This is a genomic window from Roseovarius sp. W115 (genome assembly GCF_032842945.2).
In the GTDB taxonomy this organism is placed as follows: Bacteria; Pseudomonadota; Alphaproteobacteria; order Rhodobacterales; family Rhodobacteraceae; genus Roseovarius; species Roseovarius rhodophyticola.
Genome location: NZ_CP146606.1, coordinates 3411013 through 3428279, shown reverse-complemented (window position 1 = coordinate 3428279; position 17267 = coordinate 3411013). Strand labels below are relative to the sequence as shown.

General features: G+C 57.7%; 17 protein-coding genes. 8 read left to right on the top strand and 9 right to left on the bottom strand.

The genetic code is table 11. The features are described from left to right. Positions 1 to 144: 144 nt before the first annotated feature. Together RZS32_RS17445 and RZS32_RS17440 are read right to left on the bottom strand one after the other, a co-directional pair. Entirely contained in the window at positions 145 to 1086 is a 942-nt protein-coding gene (locus RZS32_RS17445) for a site-specific tyrosine recombinase XerD (protein ID WP_317054823.1), read from the bottom strand. Continuing rightward, entirely contained in the window at positions 1083 to 2618 is a 1536-nt protein-coding gene (locus RZS32_RS17440; protein WP_317054822.1) for a hypothetical protein, read from the bottom strand. The genes RZS32_RS17445 and RZS32_RS17440 overlap by 4 nt, the downstream gene beginning before the upstream one ends. Positions 2619 to 2919: 301 nt before the next feature. Here RZS32_RS17440 and RZS32_RS17435 point away from each other — a divergent pair, with 301 nt between their 5' ends. Both RZS32_RS17435 and aroB read left to right on the top strand, forming a co-directional pair. Further along, on the top strand, positions 2920 to 3429 hold the full coding sequence (locus RZS32_RS17435) for a shikimate kinase (protein WP_317057818.1): 510 nt from the start codon (positions 2920 to 2922) through the stop codon (positions 3427 to 3429). Then, the gene (gene aroB, locus RZS32_RS17430; RefSeq protein WP_317054821.1) at positions 3426 to 4541 is read left to right on the top strand and encodes a 3-dehydroquinate synthase; all 1116 of its coding nucleotides are present in this window, start codon (positions 3426 to 3428) and stop codon (positions 4539 to 4541) included. The genes RZS32_RS17435 and aroB overlap by 4 nt, the downstream gene beginning before the upstream one ends. 11 nt (positions 4542 to 4552) lie before the next feature. On the opposite strand, the gene RZS32_RS17425 is transcribed toward aroB, so the two are convergent. The 4 genes from RZS32_RS17425 to tyrS form a co-directional block, all read right to left on the bottom strand. Further along, positions 4553 to 5224 carry an MIP/aquaporin family protein gene (locus RZS32_RS17425; protein WP_317054820.1) on the bottom strand — a complete coding sequence of 224 codons (672 nt, stop codon included), beginning with the start codon at positions 5222 to 5224 and terminating at the stop codon, positions 4553 to 4555. Beyond that, the gene (locus RZS32_RS17420) at positions 5221 to 5751 is read right to left on the bottom strand and encodes an arsenate reductase ArsC (protein WP_317054819.1); all 531 of its coding nucleotides are present in this window, start codon (positions 5749 to 5751) and stop codon (positions 5221 to 5223) included. Before RZS32_RS17420 ends, RZS32_RS17425 begins: the two co-directional genes overlap by 4 nt. A 10-nt stretch (positions 5752 to 5761) precedes the next feature. After that, positions 5762 to 6094 (bottom strand): ArsR/SmtB family transcription factor, encoded by a 333-nt coding sequence (locus RZS32_RS17415; protein WP_317054818.1) that lies wholly within the window; start codon positions 6092 to 6094, stop codon positions 5762 to 5764. An 87-nt stretch (positions 6095 to 6181) separates the two neighbouring features. After that, positions 6182 to 7435, bottom strand: a complete 1254-nt coding sequence (tyrS, locus tag RZS32_RS17410; RefSeq protein WP_317054817.1) for a tyrosine--tRNA ligase — start codon at positions 7433 to 7435, stop codon at positions 6182 to 6184. 63 nt (positions 7436 to 7498) lie between these two features. On the opposite strand from tyrS, the gene RZS32_RS17405 reads away from it, so the two are divergent. From RZS32_RS17405 to RZS32_RS17395, 3 genes are read left to right on the top strand one after another with little or no spacing between them, the layout of a single operon-like run. Further along, positions 7499 to 8617, top strand: a complete 1119-nt coding sequence (locus RZS32_RS17405) for an anhydro-N-acetylmuramic acid kinase (RefSeq protein ID WP_317054816.1) — start codon at positions 7499 to 7501, stop codon at positions 8615 to 8617. Beyond that, positions 8614 to 9348 carry a maleate cis-trans isomerase family protein gene (locus RZS32_RS17400; protein WP_317054815.1) on the top strand — a complete coding sequence of 245 codons (735 nt, stop codon included), beginning with the start codon at positions 8614 to 8616 and terminating at the stop codon, positions 9346 to 9348. The genes RZS32_RS17405 and RZS32_RS17400 overlap by 4 nt, the downstream gene beginning before the upstream one ends. Next, positions 9345 to 10487 carry a trans-sulfuration enzyme family protein gene (locus tag RZS32_RS17395; RefSeq protein WP_317054814.1) on the top strand — a complete coding sequence of 381 codons (1143 nt, stop codon included), beginning with the start codon at positions 9345 to 9347 and terminating at the stop codon, positions 10485 to 10487. The genes RZS32_RS17400 and RZS32_RS17395 overlap by 4 nt, the downstream gene beginning before the upstream one ends. A gap of 177 nt (positions 10488 to 10664) precedes the next feature. Here the strand turns inward: RZS32_RS17395 and RZS32_RS17390 are convergent, their stop codons facing one another. After that, positions 10665 to 11366 (bottom strand): hypothetical protein, encoded by a 702-nt coding sequence (locus RZS32_RS17390; protein WP_317054555.1) that lies wholly within the window; start codon positions 11364 to 11366, stop codon positions 10665 to 10667. Positions 11367 to 11866: 500 nt separating this feature from the next. On the opposite strand from RZS32_RS17390, the gene RZS32_RS17385 reads away from it, so the two are divergent. After that, positions 11867 to 13000 (top strand): carboxylate-amine ligase, encoded by a 1134-nt coding sequence (locus tag RZS32_RS17385; protein WP_317054813.1) that lies wholly within the window; start codon positions 11867 to 11869, stop codon positions 12998 to 13000. Positions 13001 to 13120: 120 nt separating this feature from the next. Next, a complete protein-coding gene (locus RZS32_RS17380; RefSeq protein WP_317057817.1) occupies positions 13121 to 13687 on the top strand; it encodes a L,D-transpeptidase in 567 nt (188 codons plus the stop codon). A 78-nt stretch (positions 13688 to 13765) separates the two neighbouring features. On the opposite strand, the gene RZS32_RS17375 is transcribed toward RZS32_RS17380, so the two are convergent. Both RZS32_RS17375 and RZS32_RS17370 read right to left on the bottom strand, forming a co-directional pair. Continuing rightward, positions 13766 to 14533 (bottom strand): methyltransferase family protein, encoded by a 768-nt coding sequence (locus tag RZS32_RS17375; protein WP_317054812.1) that lies wholly within the window; start codon positions 14531 to 14533, stop codon positions 13766 to 13768. Positions 14534 to 14717: 184 nt separating this feature from the next. Further along, complete coding sequence (locus tag RZS32_RS17370; RefSeq protein WP_317054811.1) at positions 14718 to 16217, bottom strand: CoA-acylating methylmalonate-semialdehyde dehydrogenase; 1500 nt, start codon at positions 16215 to 16217, stop codon at positions 14718 to 14720. Between the two features lie 118 nt (positions 16218 to 16335). Here RZS32_RS17370 and RZS32_RS17365 point away from each other — a divergent pair, with 118 nt between their 5' ends. Further along, positions 16336 to 17232: a LysR family transcriptional regulator gene (locus tag RZS32_RS17365; RefSeq protein WP_317054810.1), complete on the top strand. Its 897-nt coding sequence runs from the start codon at positions 16336 to 16338 to the stop codon at positions 17230 to 17232. Positions 17233 to 17267: the final 35 nt, after the last annotated feature.

The following is a 17267-nucleotide window of genomic DNA, read 5'->3' as shown; positions in this document are numbered from 1 at the left end:
GGGTTATGGGGTGCAGAGCGGTGTCATTCAAGGGACAGCCATCATGAAGGTTCAAGACCTTGGCAATCTGGACACGGATGTCTTTCTTTTTTGATGGGTCGCGCTTCGACGTCTCATTGGATTTGCCCCAACAAGCGGCCAAACCTAATCCTCGCCGCGCGCCCGTTTCATCATGGGATGTGCATCGTTCACCAGGTCGCGCAGGTGTTCGTCCAGCACATGGGTGTAAATCTCGGTCGTGGCCACGTCGGCATGACCCAGAAGGGTTTGGATCACGCGCAGGTCTGCCCCGTTGGCCAGAAGATGCGTAGCAAAGGCATGGCGCAACGTATGTGGTGTCACCTTGTCAGGGGACACGCCGGCACAGACGGCTAACTCTTTGATCAGCATGTAAAACCTGTGTCGTGTCATATGCCCCAGTTTGCCGGAGGATGGGAAGAGAAACGCCGAATCCGGTTTGCACTCTGCACGTTTCTTTTCTTGTGCCGTGTCGCGATGCGCCAGCCAATCCTCAACCGCCTCATGGGCCGAGGGCGACAGCGGGACCATGCGTTCCTTGCCGCCCTTGCCCTTGATCAGGAGCATTTCAGGACCGCCTCGCACGGTGGCCACCGGCAGGGAGACAAGCTCACTCACCCGCATGCCGGTGGCATAGAGAAGCTCCATCAAACAGGTATTGCGGCTGCGGTCAGCTTCCGTGCGCCCGACCTCTGTGGCGGCGCGCAAAAGCCGGTCCACCTCATCCAGATCGAGCGTCTTGGGCAGGGATTTTTCCCGTCCCGGACCGCTGATCTTGATGGCGGGGTTGTCGTCACGCAGGCGTTCGTCAAAAGCAAAGCGGTAAAACTGTTTAATCGCCGACAGCCGCCGCGCGCGGGTTGATCGCGCCAGTCCCTGATCATCGCAATGGGTGAGATACGCCTCGATCTCAAGCTGTCCTGCGGTGCAGGGATCATGCCCTTCCTTGACGGACCAGTCGGCATAGTCGCGCAGGTCACGGGCATAGGCCTGCAACGTGTTTTCCGATGCCCCCAACTCAGCGGCCTGCGCCTCTAGAAACCCCGACATCCAATGCCGGGCGGTCATGAGCGCGCCTTGAGCAGCAGGATTTGCAAGGCGGCACGGCGGGCGGTGTCCTCTAGCCCCACGGCACGTAGGGTCGACAGGCCAGAGATGATATCGCGGCTTTGGTTGGGGCCTGCGGCATCAAGTTGAAGGGCGGCACTCAGAATGGCCTGTCCCAGACGGCCCGTGTCGAGCATGCCACGATGATCAGGCGAGGCTTCGGTTCGCCCAAAAGCCTCGGCGATGGCAATCTCGGTTGTGCTGGCCGCAAGGCTGCGGTCCGGCGTGCCAAGGGCGACAGATTGCAGGAACCGGTCGGTTCTGTTGTTGGGCTGCAAAGCTTGCGCCAGCGTCTCATAGTCTGGTGACAAAAGGCCCGCATGGTAGGCCATCGAGGCCGCAGGTGTTGGCAAATCCAGTCGCGCCAGGGCAGGGCCGTAGAGCGTCGCCAGCGCCACTGCGAGGCCTTCGCGCCGCATGTCTGGCCAGAGTTTTGTCAAGGCGCGTGCCACGGCATCGGTGTTGTTTTGGTTCAAAGCGCGTTCCAAAGCCTGAACACCGGAAACGCGTTCCCACACACCACCGGAGGCTGCGGGGCGTTGCGACGTGTAAAGGCCCAAAAGACGATTGGCGGGCAGGGCGCCTGTGTGGGCAAGCCGTTCGGCTGCTTCAATTTCTGCTTTCCAGCCAGAAACGCCACGCAGATCCGCCACGGCAAAGGCGCGTGGCAGATTGCGTGTGGGCATGGGCGTGCCTGCGGCCTCAAAAAGTCGGAAACCGAGCGGTGTCATGTTTCGGCTGGGCGGCAGGTTGGGTGCGGCTTCTATTGTCTCAGGATCAAGGTATTGCGCCAAAAGGGTGCCGGTCGTGTCATCCAGCAGACCAAGGGCATTGGCCGTCTCAAACGTGAGTGCTGCCGTTTGCCAGTCGCCATCTCGGGCCGAACAGAAAATCCGCGTCTCATAGTTTTGTGTGAGCGTGGGGTTGGCAGAGAGGGCTCGACAGGCCTGATCTTCGGTCCCGGTCAAAAGCGCCAGATCGAACCAAAGATCAAAGACCGCAGGCTGTTGCGGACCAGCTTGTTCGATCAGGGCAAGGGCGGGATCCACTGCGCCCATCCGCATGAGCGTCGCGGCGCGGTCCTGCAAGAAGGTCTCGGATGGCGCGTTTTGTGCGCTAGGCGCCTCTGCTTCGGCCAGAAGCAGTGTGTAATAGAGCGCCTGAAGCGCGGGCAGCGGATCAGTCGATATGCGATCAAACATCGCCGATATCGTGTCCGCCTGCGACGCAGACCAAAGCTCTGGCGGCAGCCCGGTTGTGCTAAACGGCAAAAGCCCGATTGTCTCGGATTGTGTCGTGCCAAGAGGGGCGACCGTCACATCTGGTGTCGTGCTGCCAGTCTCTTCGGGTGTGTCCAGCAACGGCGTGACAAGCGGTTGAGTCAGGCTGATGGGGGCGGGATCCTTCAGCCAGTCAATCGCGGACAGCGGCTCTTCGGCGAGGGCTGGGGACGCGATGATAGAAACAAGTGTTAACGCGTTAAGAGCTCTCAAGAATGATTTCCTGACGGATCTCTTCGCTTGGCGGAGAAAAGTCAGCGCCGAAAAACGGCCCGATATATGCGTATGCCACCAACGCGATGAACCCCAATCCGATTAGGTACAGCAAAAATTTTATGAGCCGTAACATGTTGCGCCTGCCTGCTCGCTTTCCATTGTTTTGTCCAACTTATAACTGGCCTTTTGCCCAAGATCACGTCATTCAGTGACAAAGCGTGAAAAATTGGCAGGGGAGCGCCGAGATTTGACCTCGGAAAACACCTGGAAGTTGAAAAAGACGGTGGTTCTTGTGGGGATGATGGGCGCAGGAAAAACCGCTGTGGGCAAGGCTTTGGCGGCTATGCTTGATGTGCCGTTCCTTGATTCGGATGTCGAGATTGAGGCTGCGGCCAATATGTCGATAAAAGAAATTTTTGAGCGCGATGGCGAGGCGTTCTTTCGGGATCGTGAAACGCAGGTCATCGAGCGGCTCTTGGACAATGAACGCTGTATATTATCAGCAGGCGGCGGTGCATTTCTATCTGCGCGCAATCGTGACATGATCCGCGACAAGGGCATTGCGGTGTGGCTGAAGGCCGATCTTGAATTGCTATGGAGCCGTGTAAAACATAAAGATACCAGGCCATTACTTCGCACAGCTAATCCCTACCAAACTCTGAAAGACCTGTATGAAGAGCGGTTGCCGTTTTATGAAATGGCTGATCTGGCGGTCGTGGCGCGGACGGAGTATTCGATAGAAGCCATGGCCGATCAGGTCCGACAGGCTCTGGCGGGACGCAAAGATGTGCTGGAGGCGTTATCATGATCGAAACAGTGCATGTTGGACTGGGCGATCGTGCCTATGACATTCATATCGGCTCTGGGGTGTTGCGTGAGGCCGGACGCTACCTCGGCCCGCTTTTGCATAGACCCCGTGTGGCCATCATCAGCGATGAGCGCGTGGCCAAGGCGCATCTGGCGAACCTAACAAATACGCTCGACGCAGTAGGCATTCAGTCATCTTCACTGATCTTGCCAGCAGGCGAAGCCACGAAGTCATGGCCTCATCTCGAACGCACCGTCGAATGGCTGTTGTCGGAAAAGATTGAACGGCGGGATGTGGTCATCGCACTGGGCGGCGGGGTGATTGGCGACCTCGTGGGCTTTGCCGCCGCCGTCTTACGGCGCGGCGTGCGTTTTGTTCAGATCCCCACCAGCCTGTTGGCGCAGGTTGACAGCTCTGTGGGGGGTAAAACCGGGATCAACGCGCCGCACGGCAAGAACCTGATCGGGGCGTTTCATCAGCCGGCTATGGTGCTTGCCGACATTGACGTGCTCGACACGCTGACCGAACGTGATTTTCTCGCAGGCTACGGCGAGGTGGTGAAATACGGGCTTTTGGGCGACGCGGTGTTCTTTGAGTGGCTGGAAAAGAATGGACCACGCGTACGGGATGGGCACAAAGATGCGCGGCACTATGCGGTAAAGCGCTCTGTTGAGATGAAAGCCGATATTGTCGTACGTGATGAAACCGAGCAGGGAGATCGCGCGCTCCTTAACCTTGGCCACACGTTTTGCCACGCTTTGGAAGCGGCCACCGGGTATTCAGACCGGCTTTTGCATGGAGAGGGCGTCGCGGTTGGATGTGCGTTGGCCTTTGAGCTGTCTGCCCGCATGAAGCTTTGTGCTCAAGAGGAACCCAGCCGCGTTCGGGCGCATCTTCGTGACATGAAGATGAAGGTGGATCTGGCGGATATTCCAGGGGATTTACCCGGCGCTGAAGCTCTTTTTGAGCTTATGGGGCAAGACAAGAAAGTGATTGATGGACGCCTGCGATTCATCCTTGCCCGCGGTATTGGCGACGCTTTTGTCACTGATGACGTTGACCATGTGACGGTCAAGGCCATGCTGGACGAGGCGCTTGTCGCACGGACCTGAAGAATTTCGCGCTACGTTTTGCGCGTGTCCTGTTTCAGCAGCCAGCCAAAAATCGCCACGGCAATGGCGGCCCCGACAAACTCCGCAGTGATAAAGCCCGGTAGGTCCACTGGCCGAATGCCGGAAAACGTGTCCGTGAACGCGCGTGAAATAGCGACTGCTGGGTTGGCAAAGGACGTGGAGGCGGTGAACCAGTAAGCGGCGGTAATGTAGAGGCCGACGAGCATGGGCACGGCCTCAGCCTTGAACCGAATGCCAGCGAGAATAACACCCACAAGACCAAAGGTTGCCACCACCTCGGCAAACCATTGCGCGCCGCCGGTGCGGATGGTTGTCGACGCCTGCAGCAGATCAAGCGCAAACATCCCGTGAGCGATGAGTGTGCCAAGGATGCCGCCACCGACCTGCGCGACCATGAACGCTATGGCGTCTGTGCCTGAAATCTCTCGTCGGAGCAGGAAGGCAAAGGTCACGGCCGGGTTGAAATGCGCGCCGGAAATCGGCCCCAGAATGGTGATCAGGACAATGAGGATCGCACCGGTCGGGATCGTATTGCCCAACAAGGCCACGGCGACATCTTCTGTCAGCGTCTCGGCCATAATACCCGAGCCGACCACGGTGCAGACCAGCAAGAGCGTCCCCAGAAATTCCGCCGTGAGGCGACGTGGTAAGTCAAACGTCATGTGGGATCTGGATCCTTCTGGTCTTTATGCGCGCCAATGGCGTCGAGTTCTTTCTTGAGCGACAGCCCGTCCAGTTGCGAGAACGTCAGGTTCACAAAGATGGAAATGCGGTTGCGCAGCATGCGGTATGTGTCGTGAAAGGCCAGGCCAATTTCGGCATCAGAGCCGGTGACGGCCGCAGGATCTGGCAGACCCCAATGCGCGCTGATCGGCTGACCGGGCCAAAAAGGGCAAGTTTCATTCGCGGCGTTGTCGCAGACGGTGAACACGAAATCCATGTTTGGTGCATCCGGGCCTGCGAATTCATCCCAGCTTTTGGAACGTAAGCCGCTGGTGTCGTGGTTGAGCTGTTCCAGCACGGCGATGGCGTGCGGGTTTGGCGCGCCTGTGGGCTGTGACCCCGCGGAATAGGCGTTGAACCGTCCCAAGCCCTCGCGCTGCATGACCGCTTCGGCGATGAGTGAGCGCGCGGAGTTTCCGGTGCAGAGAAACAGGACGTTTTTCAATTCGGATGAACTTGACGACATGGCATGGTCCTCAGCATGGGCAGGCAAGTTGTTGGATCAGGGGTTGGCATTCAGCAGGATTTCCACCGCAGCAATCCTCGATCAGAAAACCCAGAAGGTTTTGAATACCCCCTACATTGGCTCGGTACAGAATGGTGCGCCCGTCGCGTTCCGAAACGATCAGACCTGCCTGCGTAAGGATCGACAGATGCGATGACATGGTGTTCTGCCGCACGCCGCAGGTTGTCGCGATGTCACCCGCGGCAAGCCCTTCGGGCCCGGCCCGCATCAACAGGCGAAACACCTCAAGCCGGGTCTCATGCGAGAGCGCCTGCAGGGCGGAAAGGGCGGTAGATGTATCCATGCATCGGGAATTATCGATATATGAGCCATGATGCAATCGATGTTCTGCGAAAGTTTTGTGACAGGCCGCGTTATCCGCAAATTCCGATCAGTCGACGAGCTTCACCAGCGCATGCCGTTTTTTTCCGGCCGAAAGCTTGATCGGTGAGGAGAGGGCATTTGCATCGATCATCAGACCAGCATCGGTGAGCGGGGCATCGTCAAGTTTGGCCCCATTTTCCGCAATCAATCGCTTGGCATCCTTGCCGGATTTGGCAAGGCCGCATTTCACGATTAGCTGCACGATGGACACGCCGTCACCGATATCCGACGCAGACAGTTCAAGTGTTGGCAAATCATCCCCAACGCCGCCTTTCTCAAAGACCTCGCGTGCTGTGGTTTCTGCGGCCTGCGCGGCATCAGCCCCATGCAAAAGCGTTGTGACCTTATTGGCCAGAATGATCTTGGCCGCGTTGATCTCTGATCCGGCGAGTGCGCCGAGGCGGTCGCATTCATCCACTGGCAATTCGGTGTAAAGCTTCAGGAAGCGCCCCACATCGGCATCCATCGTGTTGCGCCAGAATTGCCAGAACGTGTAGGGCGCGCACATGTCGGCATTGAGCCAGACAGCGCCATCCTGGCTTTTGCCCATCTTGCGGCCATCGGCGGTTTCCAGCAGCGGTGACGTGAGGCCGTAAACCTCGTGATCAAGGACACGCCGCGTCAGGTCGATGCCGTTCACGATATTGCCCCACTGATCCGAACCGCCCATCTGCAGGAGACAGCCATAGCGGCGGTTCAGCTCCATGAAGTCATAGGCCTGCAGGATCATGTAGTTGAATTCGAGAAAGCTGAGGCTTTGTTCCCGGTCCAGACGCGATTTTACCGACTCAAAGGCCAGCATGCGGTTGACCGAGAAATGCCGGCCAATGTCGCGCAGAAATTCGATGTATTTCAGACCGCTCAACCATTCATCATTGTTGAGCATAACGGCATCGGTGGCCCGGTCACCGTAATTCACATAGGCGGCAAACACCTTCTGAATGCCATCAATATTGGCCTGAATGGCCGCATCATCGAGCAGGGGGCGTTCATCGGCGCGAAAACTCGGGTCGCCCACCTTTGTCGTGCCCCCGCCCATCAGCGTAATCGGCTTGTGTCCGGTCTTTTGCAGCCAGCGCAGCATCATGATTTGAATGAGCGAGCCCACATGCAGCGATTTCGCGGTGGCATCAAAGCCGATATAGGCCGGGACCACGCCTTTGATCAGAGCCGCGTCAAGCGCCGCAAGATCAGTGCAATCGGCCATAAAGCCGCGCTCGATCATCACGCGCAGGAAATCTGATTTCGGTTGGGTGGTCATATCGCTTGTCCCGGGTGTCTTTGCGCGGCATGTATAGGGGCGGTTTGAACGAAGGAAAAGGCCATGTTGAAGGCCCGGATCAAAGCGGGCCCGGTTTGGGCCTTGGGGGCGATGTCGGGCACCTCGTTGGACGGGGTGGACGCGGCCATGGTTCAGACCGATGGCGAGGTGATTTTCGGCTTTGGCGAGACGGCCTATCGCGGCTATTCCCGTGCTGAGGAAGAAGTGTTGCGCGACGCATTGGGCAAATGGCCCGGCGAGGTGGGACAAGAGGCATTGCCCATGGTGCAACAGGCGCATCTCGACGTGCTCTCAGGCTTTGAGGGGGCCGAGATCGTTGGCTTTCACGGTCAGACATTGGCGCATGAGCCAAAGGGGCGTGGCACGCATCAGATGGGCGATGGCGCAGCTTTGGCCGAGGCGCTCAACCTGCCGGTCGTTTGGGATTTTCGCAGTGCCGATGTGGAACTGGGCGGGGAGGGCGCGCCACTTGCGCCGTTTTTCCATTTCGCCTGTGCCAAATGGATGCAGGCCGAGCGGCCTTTGGCCTTTCTCAATCTGGGGGGCGTGGGCAACCTCACCTGGATTGATCCGACAAAGGACAAACCCGAAGAGGAGGGCGCGCTGCTGGCCTTTGACACGGGTCCGGCGAATGCGCCGATCAATGATGTGATGATGGACCGGCGTAGTGAGCCGTTTGATCGCGATGGGAAACTTGCGCTGCAAGGGACTGTGGCTCAAGGCGCGCTAGAGCTGTTTCTTGAAGACATCTATTTCCGGAAAATTCCGCCCAAGTCGCTCGACCGGGATGCCTTTGCCGACATGATCGGTCTGGTGCGTGAGCTGAGCGATGCCGATGCGGTGGCGACACTCACGGGCATGGCTGCGGCAGCGGTGCTGCAGGGTATGGAGCATTGTCCAACCCCGCCAGAGCGCGTGTTGGTCTGTGGTGGCGGGCGCAAGAACCCGGTGATGATGGCGATGCTGCGCGCCGCTTTGGACGCAAAAGTTGACCCGGTAGAGGCGGTCGGGCTTGATGGCGATATGCTGGAGGCGCAAGCCTTTGCACATTTGGCCGTGCGCGTGCTGCGCGGATTGCCTACGTCTTGTCCCAGCACAACCGGGGTTGGGGCCGCTGTTGCAGGCGGTACACTTAGCTGGCCCAGAGGAGAGGCACCATGACATATGAATTGGATCACGGCATGGCCCGACGTCTTGGCCTGGTGGTCTTGAGCACCGATGAAACGCTGGAGGTTGAGGCGCGTCAGACATTACAGGGCCGCGATGTGGGGCTGTATCATACGCGCATCTACTCCGCGCCTTCCGTGACACCCCAGTCGCTGATGGATATGCAGGCGCGCGTGGCCGCGTCAGTGTCGCTTTTGCCGGATACGGTTGAGGCGATTGGCTATGGCTGCACCTCGGCCTCTGTCTTGATCGGGCCTGATGCGGTGACAGAGCAGGTGCATGCCGTGCGCCCGGGCCTTCCGGTCACAAATCCGATCAGCGGCGTGCTGGCGGGTTTGCAGGCGCTCAGCGCCAAGCGGATCATCATGATCACGCCTTACACCAGCCAGGTGGCCAGCCCGATGCGGCAGTTTCTGGAGGCGCGCGGGATCGCGGTCGTGCATGAGACCAGCTTTGGCGAAGAGATCGACCCCAATGTGGCCCGGATCAGCGAGGCCTCGACCAAGACCGCAATCCTTGAGGCACTGCAGACCCATAAAGCCGATGCGGTCTTTGCCTCCTGCACCAATTTGCGCACCTATGGGATCATCGACGCGTTAGAAGCCGAAACAGGCGTACCGGTGATCAGCTCCAACCAGGCGCTCTTGTGGCACCTGTTGATGATTTCAGGCATCGATGCTGCGGGCTGGGGCCCGGGGCAATTGTTTAAGGAAAAGCTGACATGACATCGAAACCGCTGAGCCCTGCCACCATTGCCGCGCGTGCCAGCGGGGCGATTGATCCGGCAACTGCGGGGCTCGTGCCGGGCATTCATACCGCGACCACTTATATACGAGGGGCGGATAATGCGCTCATCCATGAGCGGAATTCCTATGCCCGCGACGACAATGACACGGTGCGTACTGCGGAAGGGGTGCTACGGGAGTTGGAGAGTGCTGCGGAAACCCTGCTCTTGCCATCCGGTATGGCGGCAGCGGCGGCAGTGTTTCGCGCCTTGCCGAAAGGCGCGAGAGTGGTTCTTCAATCGGGGATTTACTATGGCGTGACCCATCTGGCACGCACGCTCGCTGCGCGAGGCGATATCGTGCTGGAAGAAGTCGATGCGGCAAACCCCGAGGCTTTGTCGCAGGCCTGTGCAACACCGGCGGATCTTGTCTGGATCGAAACGCCCTCAAACCCCTGGCTCAAAGTTACCGATATTGCGCAGGCCGCGGAACTGACACAGCAGGCAGGCGCGCTCCTGGCGGTGGATGGCACGGCCTCAAGCCCGGTTTTGACCCGGTCTCTGGCGTTGGGGGCTGATATCTCGATGCATTCGGTGACCAAGGCCATCAATGGCCATAGCGATGTTATGGGCGGCGCCTTGTCCTGTACAAACCCCGACATGCCCTTGTGGAGTGCCATTCGCGCGGACCGTCATGATGCAGGTGCGATCATGGGGCCATTTGAGGCGTGGCTGGCCTTGCGCGGCATGCGCACTCTGCCGCTTCGGATGGAACGGATGTGCGCCAATGCGCAGGCTTTGGCAGAGTTTCTCAGCGCTCATGAGGCGGTGGAAACCGTGCTGTACCCCGGCCTGCCACATCATCCTGGCCATGACATAGCCACGCGTCAGATGTGTGGAGGATTTGGGTATCTGATGTCTTTCATTGTGAAGGGTGGGGCGGATAGTGCGCTGCGTGTCAAAGGACGGCTCAACCTCATCCACCGCGCCACATCGCTGGGTGGCGTCGAAAGCCTTGTGGAGCACCGCGCCACGATTGAACCGGAGTCCGGCATTCCGGGAGGGTTATTGCGGCTTTCGGTCGGGATTGAGGATGTGGAGGATTTGAAAGAGGATTTGGCGCAGGCTTTGGAGGGGTAGGAGGGATGGCGGGTGTCGGCTTTGCGGACAAAGCTGCCTTTCGTTGAAGATCGTACCAAAGGCCGGTTTCGTTCACTTACGCCGACGACAGTTTATTGAAGTTCCGAATTTGGATGCGCCCAAAGCTCAAACATCAAGCTCAAATTAATTTACCCTCTAATCGGTCATGAAAATCGACTACTCAACATCAGCGATCTTAATTTCTCGTCGCTCAAGTGAATCTAAAACGTAGTGGCTTAGTTCATCAATCCGGTTGGTCATACCAGAGGCAAACGGTGGTGTGCCATACTCCGGTTTGATGTTTGCAGCATAGATATAAGTTCTAGGCATGTTGCCATCGAATAATACCGACATTTCTCTTAGCAGATCACACCCGGCCTCCTTGAAAAGTTCGATCTGACAAACAGCCGAGTCATCATTTTCGCGCTTCAGATCAGTGATTACTACGTCGTATTCATTCAACTTTAGGTATTTTAGCGCTTCTTCTGTATTCGTCGTTAAATCGATAATAATACCAAGTTCTTCGAGTGCCTTACGCTCAAAAATATTTCCGTTTGGGTGACTATCATCCACCCAAAGAATTCTCGAACCATCAATGTAATCTATAGCCCGTGCGGCACGCGCATCCAACGCGTTGAGATCACGGAGGTCAATTCGTTCGTCGTTGCGACCTTTCGCTTCAAATAATTCAACTGAAAACACTGAAATTGAAACTTTTTGCACCCGCTCGCCCTCAAACAAATCACGGATCGGTTCGCGAAAGAAAAAAATCACGGATATCGCCAAAACTATCCATGCGAATTGCGGAGAGACTTTTATTAGCTCTTTTATGATACCTAAACTGTTACGTTCTTTTGTTTCTTCCTCTTTTTCAGACATATGTAACTTTCCACGAAATTTAGGGCGAGGTGAATTGCATGAATCTTGAGCGTAGCGTGTGCTACGGGTCAAACGATTTTTCTAATAGCGGTCTTTCAAATGGCTCACAGCATCACGCGCTTCGGGCTCCTTGCTGACGTTCAACACAAGCCGAGACAGCGGCGGACCGGGGGACGGCGCCTCCGAAGTGTAACAGGCGCGCTTTATCCCCGACACGTCAGTCAGCCAGATTTTCGGAGCGCCCAGGCCAGACAAAGCGCCGGCGCAAAGGGCCGGTCCGGCGCTGGCACGGCGGGGCTACGCCCCTTGATTCCGTGCCCTGGGCGCGATGAGCAGAGGTCTTGAATGGCCTCTGAGCGGTCATCGAAAAGGGAGAAAACCAGCAGATGTTGGCGCACGGCAATTGATATCCCCCGATATAAACTTTTTCCACCTTCCCCCTTGGCAGCGCGCCGCATCCTTGCTTTGCTGGGGTGCACGTCATGTTGTAGAGAGGGCGGATGGCCCAGGACAATCCGGAATTTACCATCGGGATCGAGGAAGAATATCTTCTGGTTGATCGCGACAGTCTGGCCCTGGCCGAAGCGCCGCCGGATTTGATGGAGGCCTGTGCGGCTGAGCTTGAAGGTCAGGTCGCGCCGGAATTCCTCAAGTGTCAGATCGAGATTGGCACCAAAGTGTGCGCGAATGTGGCCGAGGCGCGTGAGGATTTGCGGCGGTTGCGCTCTTGCGTGTCGAAACATGCTGCGATGTATAATCTCGCGCCCATTGCCGCATCGTGCCACCCTTTCTCGGACTGGCGGGATCAGCATCACACTGACAAAGACCGTTACAACGATCTCTCCAGTGACCTTGCTGGCGTGGTCCAACGCATGCTGATCTGCGGCATGCATGTGCATGTGGGTGTGGATGCGCCGGACCGGCGGATCGACCTGATGAACCAGCTCAGTTACTTTCTGCCGCATCTGCTGGCGCTTAGCTGTTCCTCGCCCTATTGGCAGGGTCGGGATACCGGGCTGGACAGCTATCGGCTGACGGTTTTTGACAACCTGCCGCGCACAGGTCTGCCGCCGCATATGGACAGTTTTGGGGAGTTTGAACGCGCGGTGCAGATCCTTGTTGATCTGGGCGTGATTGAAGACAGCTCAAAGATCTGGTGGGATTTGCGCCCGTCCTCGCGCTTTCCAACGCTGGAGTCGCGGATCTGCGATGTGCAGCCGCGATTGGAGCACACCTTGATGCTGGCCGCGCTGACGCAGGCGCTCACACGCATGCTCTGGCGATTGGCCACCAAGAACCAGCGTTGGCGGCTTTATGACCGCTTCCTGGTCGATGAAAACCGCTGGCGGGCCCAGCGGTATGGTGTGCGTGAGGGGCTGATTGATTTTGGGCGCCAAGAGATTGTTTCGACCGCGGATCTTATCGAAGAGATGATCGACCTGCTCGAAGAAGATGCGCTTTTCTTTGAATCGGTGACTGAAATCGAGGCTGCGCGGGATGTGATGCGCACGGGCACATCCTCAACCCGGCAACGCGCCGCGTATGAGACCGCGCGCGCATCGGGCGCAAGCCATGATACAGGCCTGCAAGCGGTTGTGACGTATCTCATCGAAGAGTTTCACGCGGATTTATAGCCAAATTGCGATCACACTCACGTGAGATGCGGTGTTTGCGACATCTCTCCCTCTCGTTTTTTGTCGTCCAAGATGGCATTTAGTACGCTAAACATCGTCACTGTGAGGGAACAGATCGTCATGTCGAACTTCAAGATGACGCGCCGTGCGCTTATGATGGGTGCGGCAACCACCTTGGCCACTCCGGCCATTTTGCGCGCTGAGGAGCTGAGCACACAATCGGCTGTACGCCGCAATGCCTCTTCATTCCAAACCCGCGATTGGTCGAATTATTTCGATGAATTAGGGGTTGGCCGTATCGTTTGCGACATTGACAGCCGGGCCTTGCATCACTGGTCCGCGGATGGCACGTACAAGCTTTACCCATCCTCTGTGCCTATGACCGACGAATTGACCCGCCGGGGGTATACCGAGGTTGTTCGCAAGAAGGTTGGCCCGACATGGACGCCCACCGCCAATATGCGCAAACGCGACCCGAGCCTGCCGGCCTTTATGGAAGCTGGCCCCGGCAACCCGCTAGGCACGCATGCGATGTATCTCAGCTGGCCTGCCTACCTCATCCATGGCACGCATGACACGCGCAAGATTGGGCGGCGCTCCTCCTCTGGCTGCATCGGGCTTTACAATGAGCACATCGCCGAAGTTTTTGCCAAGACCGAGGTTGGAACGAAGGTTCTGCTGCTTTAGCCGCGATCAAGGAAATTGCATTGTTTCAGGGCGCGAGCATCTCATCTCGCGCCCTTTGCTTTTTTCAACTTCGTTGAGTTAGCCAGCCACCATAGACCCGCGCGGTTTACGCGCTTTGAACCGTGGCAAAAGCATCGGTGTTGACCGGCGATAGGCTTCATATTCTTCGCCCAGTTCCGCGACGAGCGTGTCTTCCTCATGACGTGTGCCAATGAGGATGTAAGCGGTCATCGCGAGGTTGAAAACAAGCCGTCCAACCGTCATATGCGGCACGCACCACAGGGAAACCAGAATACCCGTCATCATCGGGTGTCGCACGATCCGGTAGAGGAGAGGCGTCACGAATGTCGCCTTCTTTGACTGTGTTTGGGATAGAAAACGATAGGCCTGTTCGAGACCGAAGAGATGGAAGTGGTTGATCAGGAAGGTCGCGAACAAGAGCACCGCCCAGCCAAAGAAATACCCCGCACACAGCACAAGCGCGAGAGGTGTGCCGCTTGTATCCCAAAGCGTGATCGGGATGGGCGACCAGAAGAGCATCAAGGCGGTGGTGGACAGAGTTGTGAACAGGATGAACGTGCTGCGCTCAATAGCCGGATGCACGAATTGCGTCCACCAAGCTTTGAACCGGGTATCCGCCATCACGCTGTGCTGCAGCCCCCAGAAAGCGATTAACGCAACATTGGCAAGAATGGCCGGAAGAACAGGCAGTTGCGGGGAAAGTGGGGAGGGCTGGTTGATCGTGACGGGTAGGATCAGCCCCTCGATGAACAGGATCAGGGCGACGAGCACCGTGACGGCGAGGGCGTAGCAGGTCAGGCTATAGGCCATTGCGAAAAGTCTCATGAATGTCTCCAATCTTGGCGAGAGCTAAAAGATGAAGACGGTCTAGAGGGAGAATGCTTCAATCCGACGTCGCGGAAGACCCCGTTTGGTTTCAATTGTTTCTGGTGCGCTCTTGAGGCGCGCCAAGACATAAGCCCCGCCGAAGAGACGGGGCTTTCGCAAGATCTTCAGAATGCGTTTTGGATCAATCCATCGCTTTGAAGTTGAACTCGCCGCCTTCCTTGATGCCCGAAGGCCAGCGCGAGGTGATGGTCTTGGTGCGGGTGTAAAAGCGGAACGCATCCGGCCCGTGTTGGTTGAGATCGCCAAAGGCTGACTTCTTCCACCCGCCAAAGGTATGATAGGCTAGCGGCACAGGGATCGGGACGTTGACACCCACCATACCCACGTTGATCCGGTTGGCGAAGTCGCGCGCCGCATCACCATCGCGGGTGAAAATCGCCGTGCCGTTGCCGTATTCGTGGTCCATGGCCAGGCCGATGGCCTCTTCATAGCTGCCCGCGCGCACCGTTGAGAGGACAGGACCAAAAATCTCTTTCTTATAGATGTCCATGTCGGGCGTGACCCGATCAAAGAGATGCGGGCCGACAAAGAACCCGTCCTCATAGCCTTGCAATGAGAAGTCGCGGCCATCGACCACCAGTTCAGCGCCTTGTTGAATGCCGGACTCAATGAGACCCAGAATGTTCTGTTTCGCCGCTGCCGTAACCACAGGGCCATAGTCCACGTCGTCGCCCGCCGTGTAAGGGCCAACTTTCAGTTTCTCAATTCGAGGCACGAGTTTTTCAATCAGCTTATCTGCAGCTTCATCGCCGACAGGTACGGCCACTGAAATCGCCATGCAGCGTTCGCCCGCCGCACCATACCCGGCCCCGATCAGCGCGTCGGCGGCCTGATCCATATCAGCGTCAGGCATGACAATCATATGGTTCTTGGCGCCGCCAAAGCATTGCACGCGCTTACCGTTGGAACAGCCGCGCCCATAGATGTATTCGGCAATTGGGGTAGAGCCGACAAAGCCGATGGATTGCACGGTCTCATTGTCCAGCATCGCATCCACGGCTTCCTTGTCGCCATTCACGACCTGCAAAAGGCCCTTGGGCAGCCCGGCTTCTTCCATCAATTCGGCCAGCATGATCGGCACAGACGGATCGCGCTCGGATGGTTTGAGGATAAACGCGTTGCCGCAGGCCAGCGCCGGGGCAAACATCCACATCGGGATCATGGCGGGGAAGTTAAACGGGGTGATGCCGCCCGTCACACCCAAAGGCTGACGCATGGAATACATGTCGATGCCAGGACCGGCGCTATCGGTAAACTCGCCCTTCAGCATCTGTGGCGCGCCGATGCAGTATTCCACCACTTCCAGACCGCGCTGCACATCGCCCTTGGCGTCGGGGAAGGTCTTGCCGTGTTCCGAGCTCAGCGCCTCGGCCAGTTTGTCCATATCGCGATTGAGCAGGTCGACGAATTTCATCATCACGCGCGCGCGGCGTTGCGGGTTGGTGGCCCCCCAGGCCGGTTGCGCGGCGGCGGCAATCCCGACCGCTTGGTCAAACTCTTCCTTGCTGGCCAGCGGACAGCGTGATTGCACTTCGCCGGTCGCGGGGTTGAAGACATCGGAAAAGCGGCCCGATGTGCCGGACACGCGTTCGCCGTTGATGTAGTGGGTCAGGTCTTTCATGGCACTCCTCCATAATTTTGAGCGGAGGATAGCGTTGCATTTTTTGTGGTAAAAGAGGCAATGTCTCAAAAAGGTTTTGCATTTTTGCAAAGCGCTGCGAATTTAAGCGGAGCGGACAATGGATGCCAAGTGGGATGATTTGCGCGTGTTTCTCGCTGTTGCACGGTCTGAGAGCCTGTCGGGGGCCGGGCGCGCGCTCAAGCTTGATCCTGCCACCGTGGGACGGCGCATTGGCAGACTGGAGCATGTCTACAGCACGCCGCTTTTTGCCAAGTCGCCAACTGGATACGCGCTCACGGACGCAGGCCAACGGCTTATGGCCCATGCCAGCCGCGCCGAGCTTGCCATGCAGGATGCCTCAGAAGAACTTGCCGGACAAGCAGGGGGATTGTCGGGCCAAATCCGCATTGGCGCACCTGACGGCGTGGCGAATTTCCTCTTGCCGCAGGTCTGTGCATCCATCGCCGCCGAGAACCCTGAGCTGGAGGTTCAGATCGTCGCACAACCGCGCGTCTTCAGCCTGACGCGGCGCGAGGCGGACATGGTTGTGGCCGTCAGCCCGCCCACCGCCGGACGGCTCAGCGTGCAGAAAATCAGCGATTATAGCCTGCATCTCGCGGCCTCTGGAGCCTATTTGCGTCAAGCGCCAACCATCACTGCGTTAAGTGATCTCAAGGCGCATCGCATGGTGGGGTACATCCCGGACATGATTTTCGACAAGGAATTGGACTACCTGCATGAAACCGGTATCGAACGTGTCGCGTTGGCCTCAAACTCTGTGTCGGTGCAAATGAACTGGATCAAGCAAGGCGGCGGAATTGGCATCGTGCATGACTTTGCACGCGCCTGGTTTGACGACGTTATTACGGTCCTTCCAGAGGTATTTTCCCTGACGCGCAGCTTCTATCTTGTGCGGCACGAAGATGATCGCAGGCTTGAGCGGATGAACCGGTTTGCCGAAGCGCTCAGCACGGGCATTCGGCAAGAGGTGGCGCGTCTTGAGGCTAAAACTTGACAGAATTCTGCGTCTAAGAGACGCTGAACACAGAA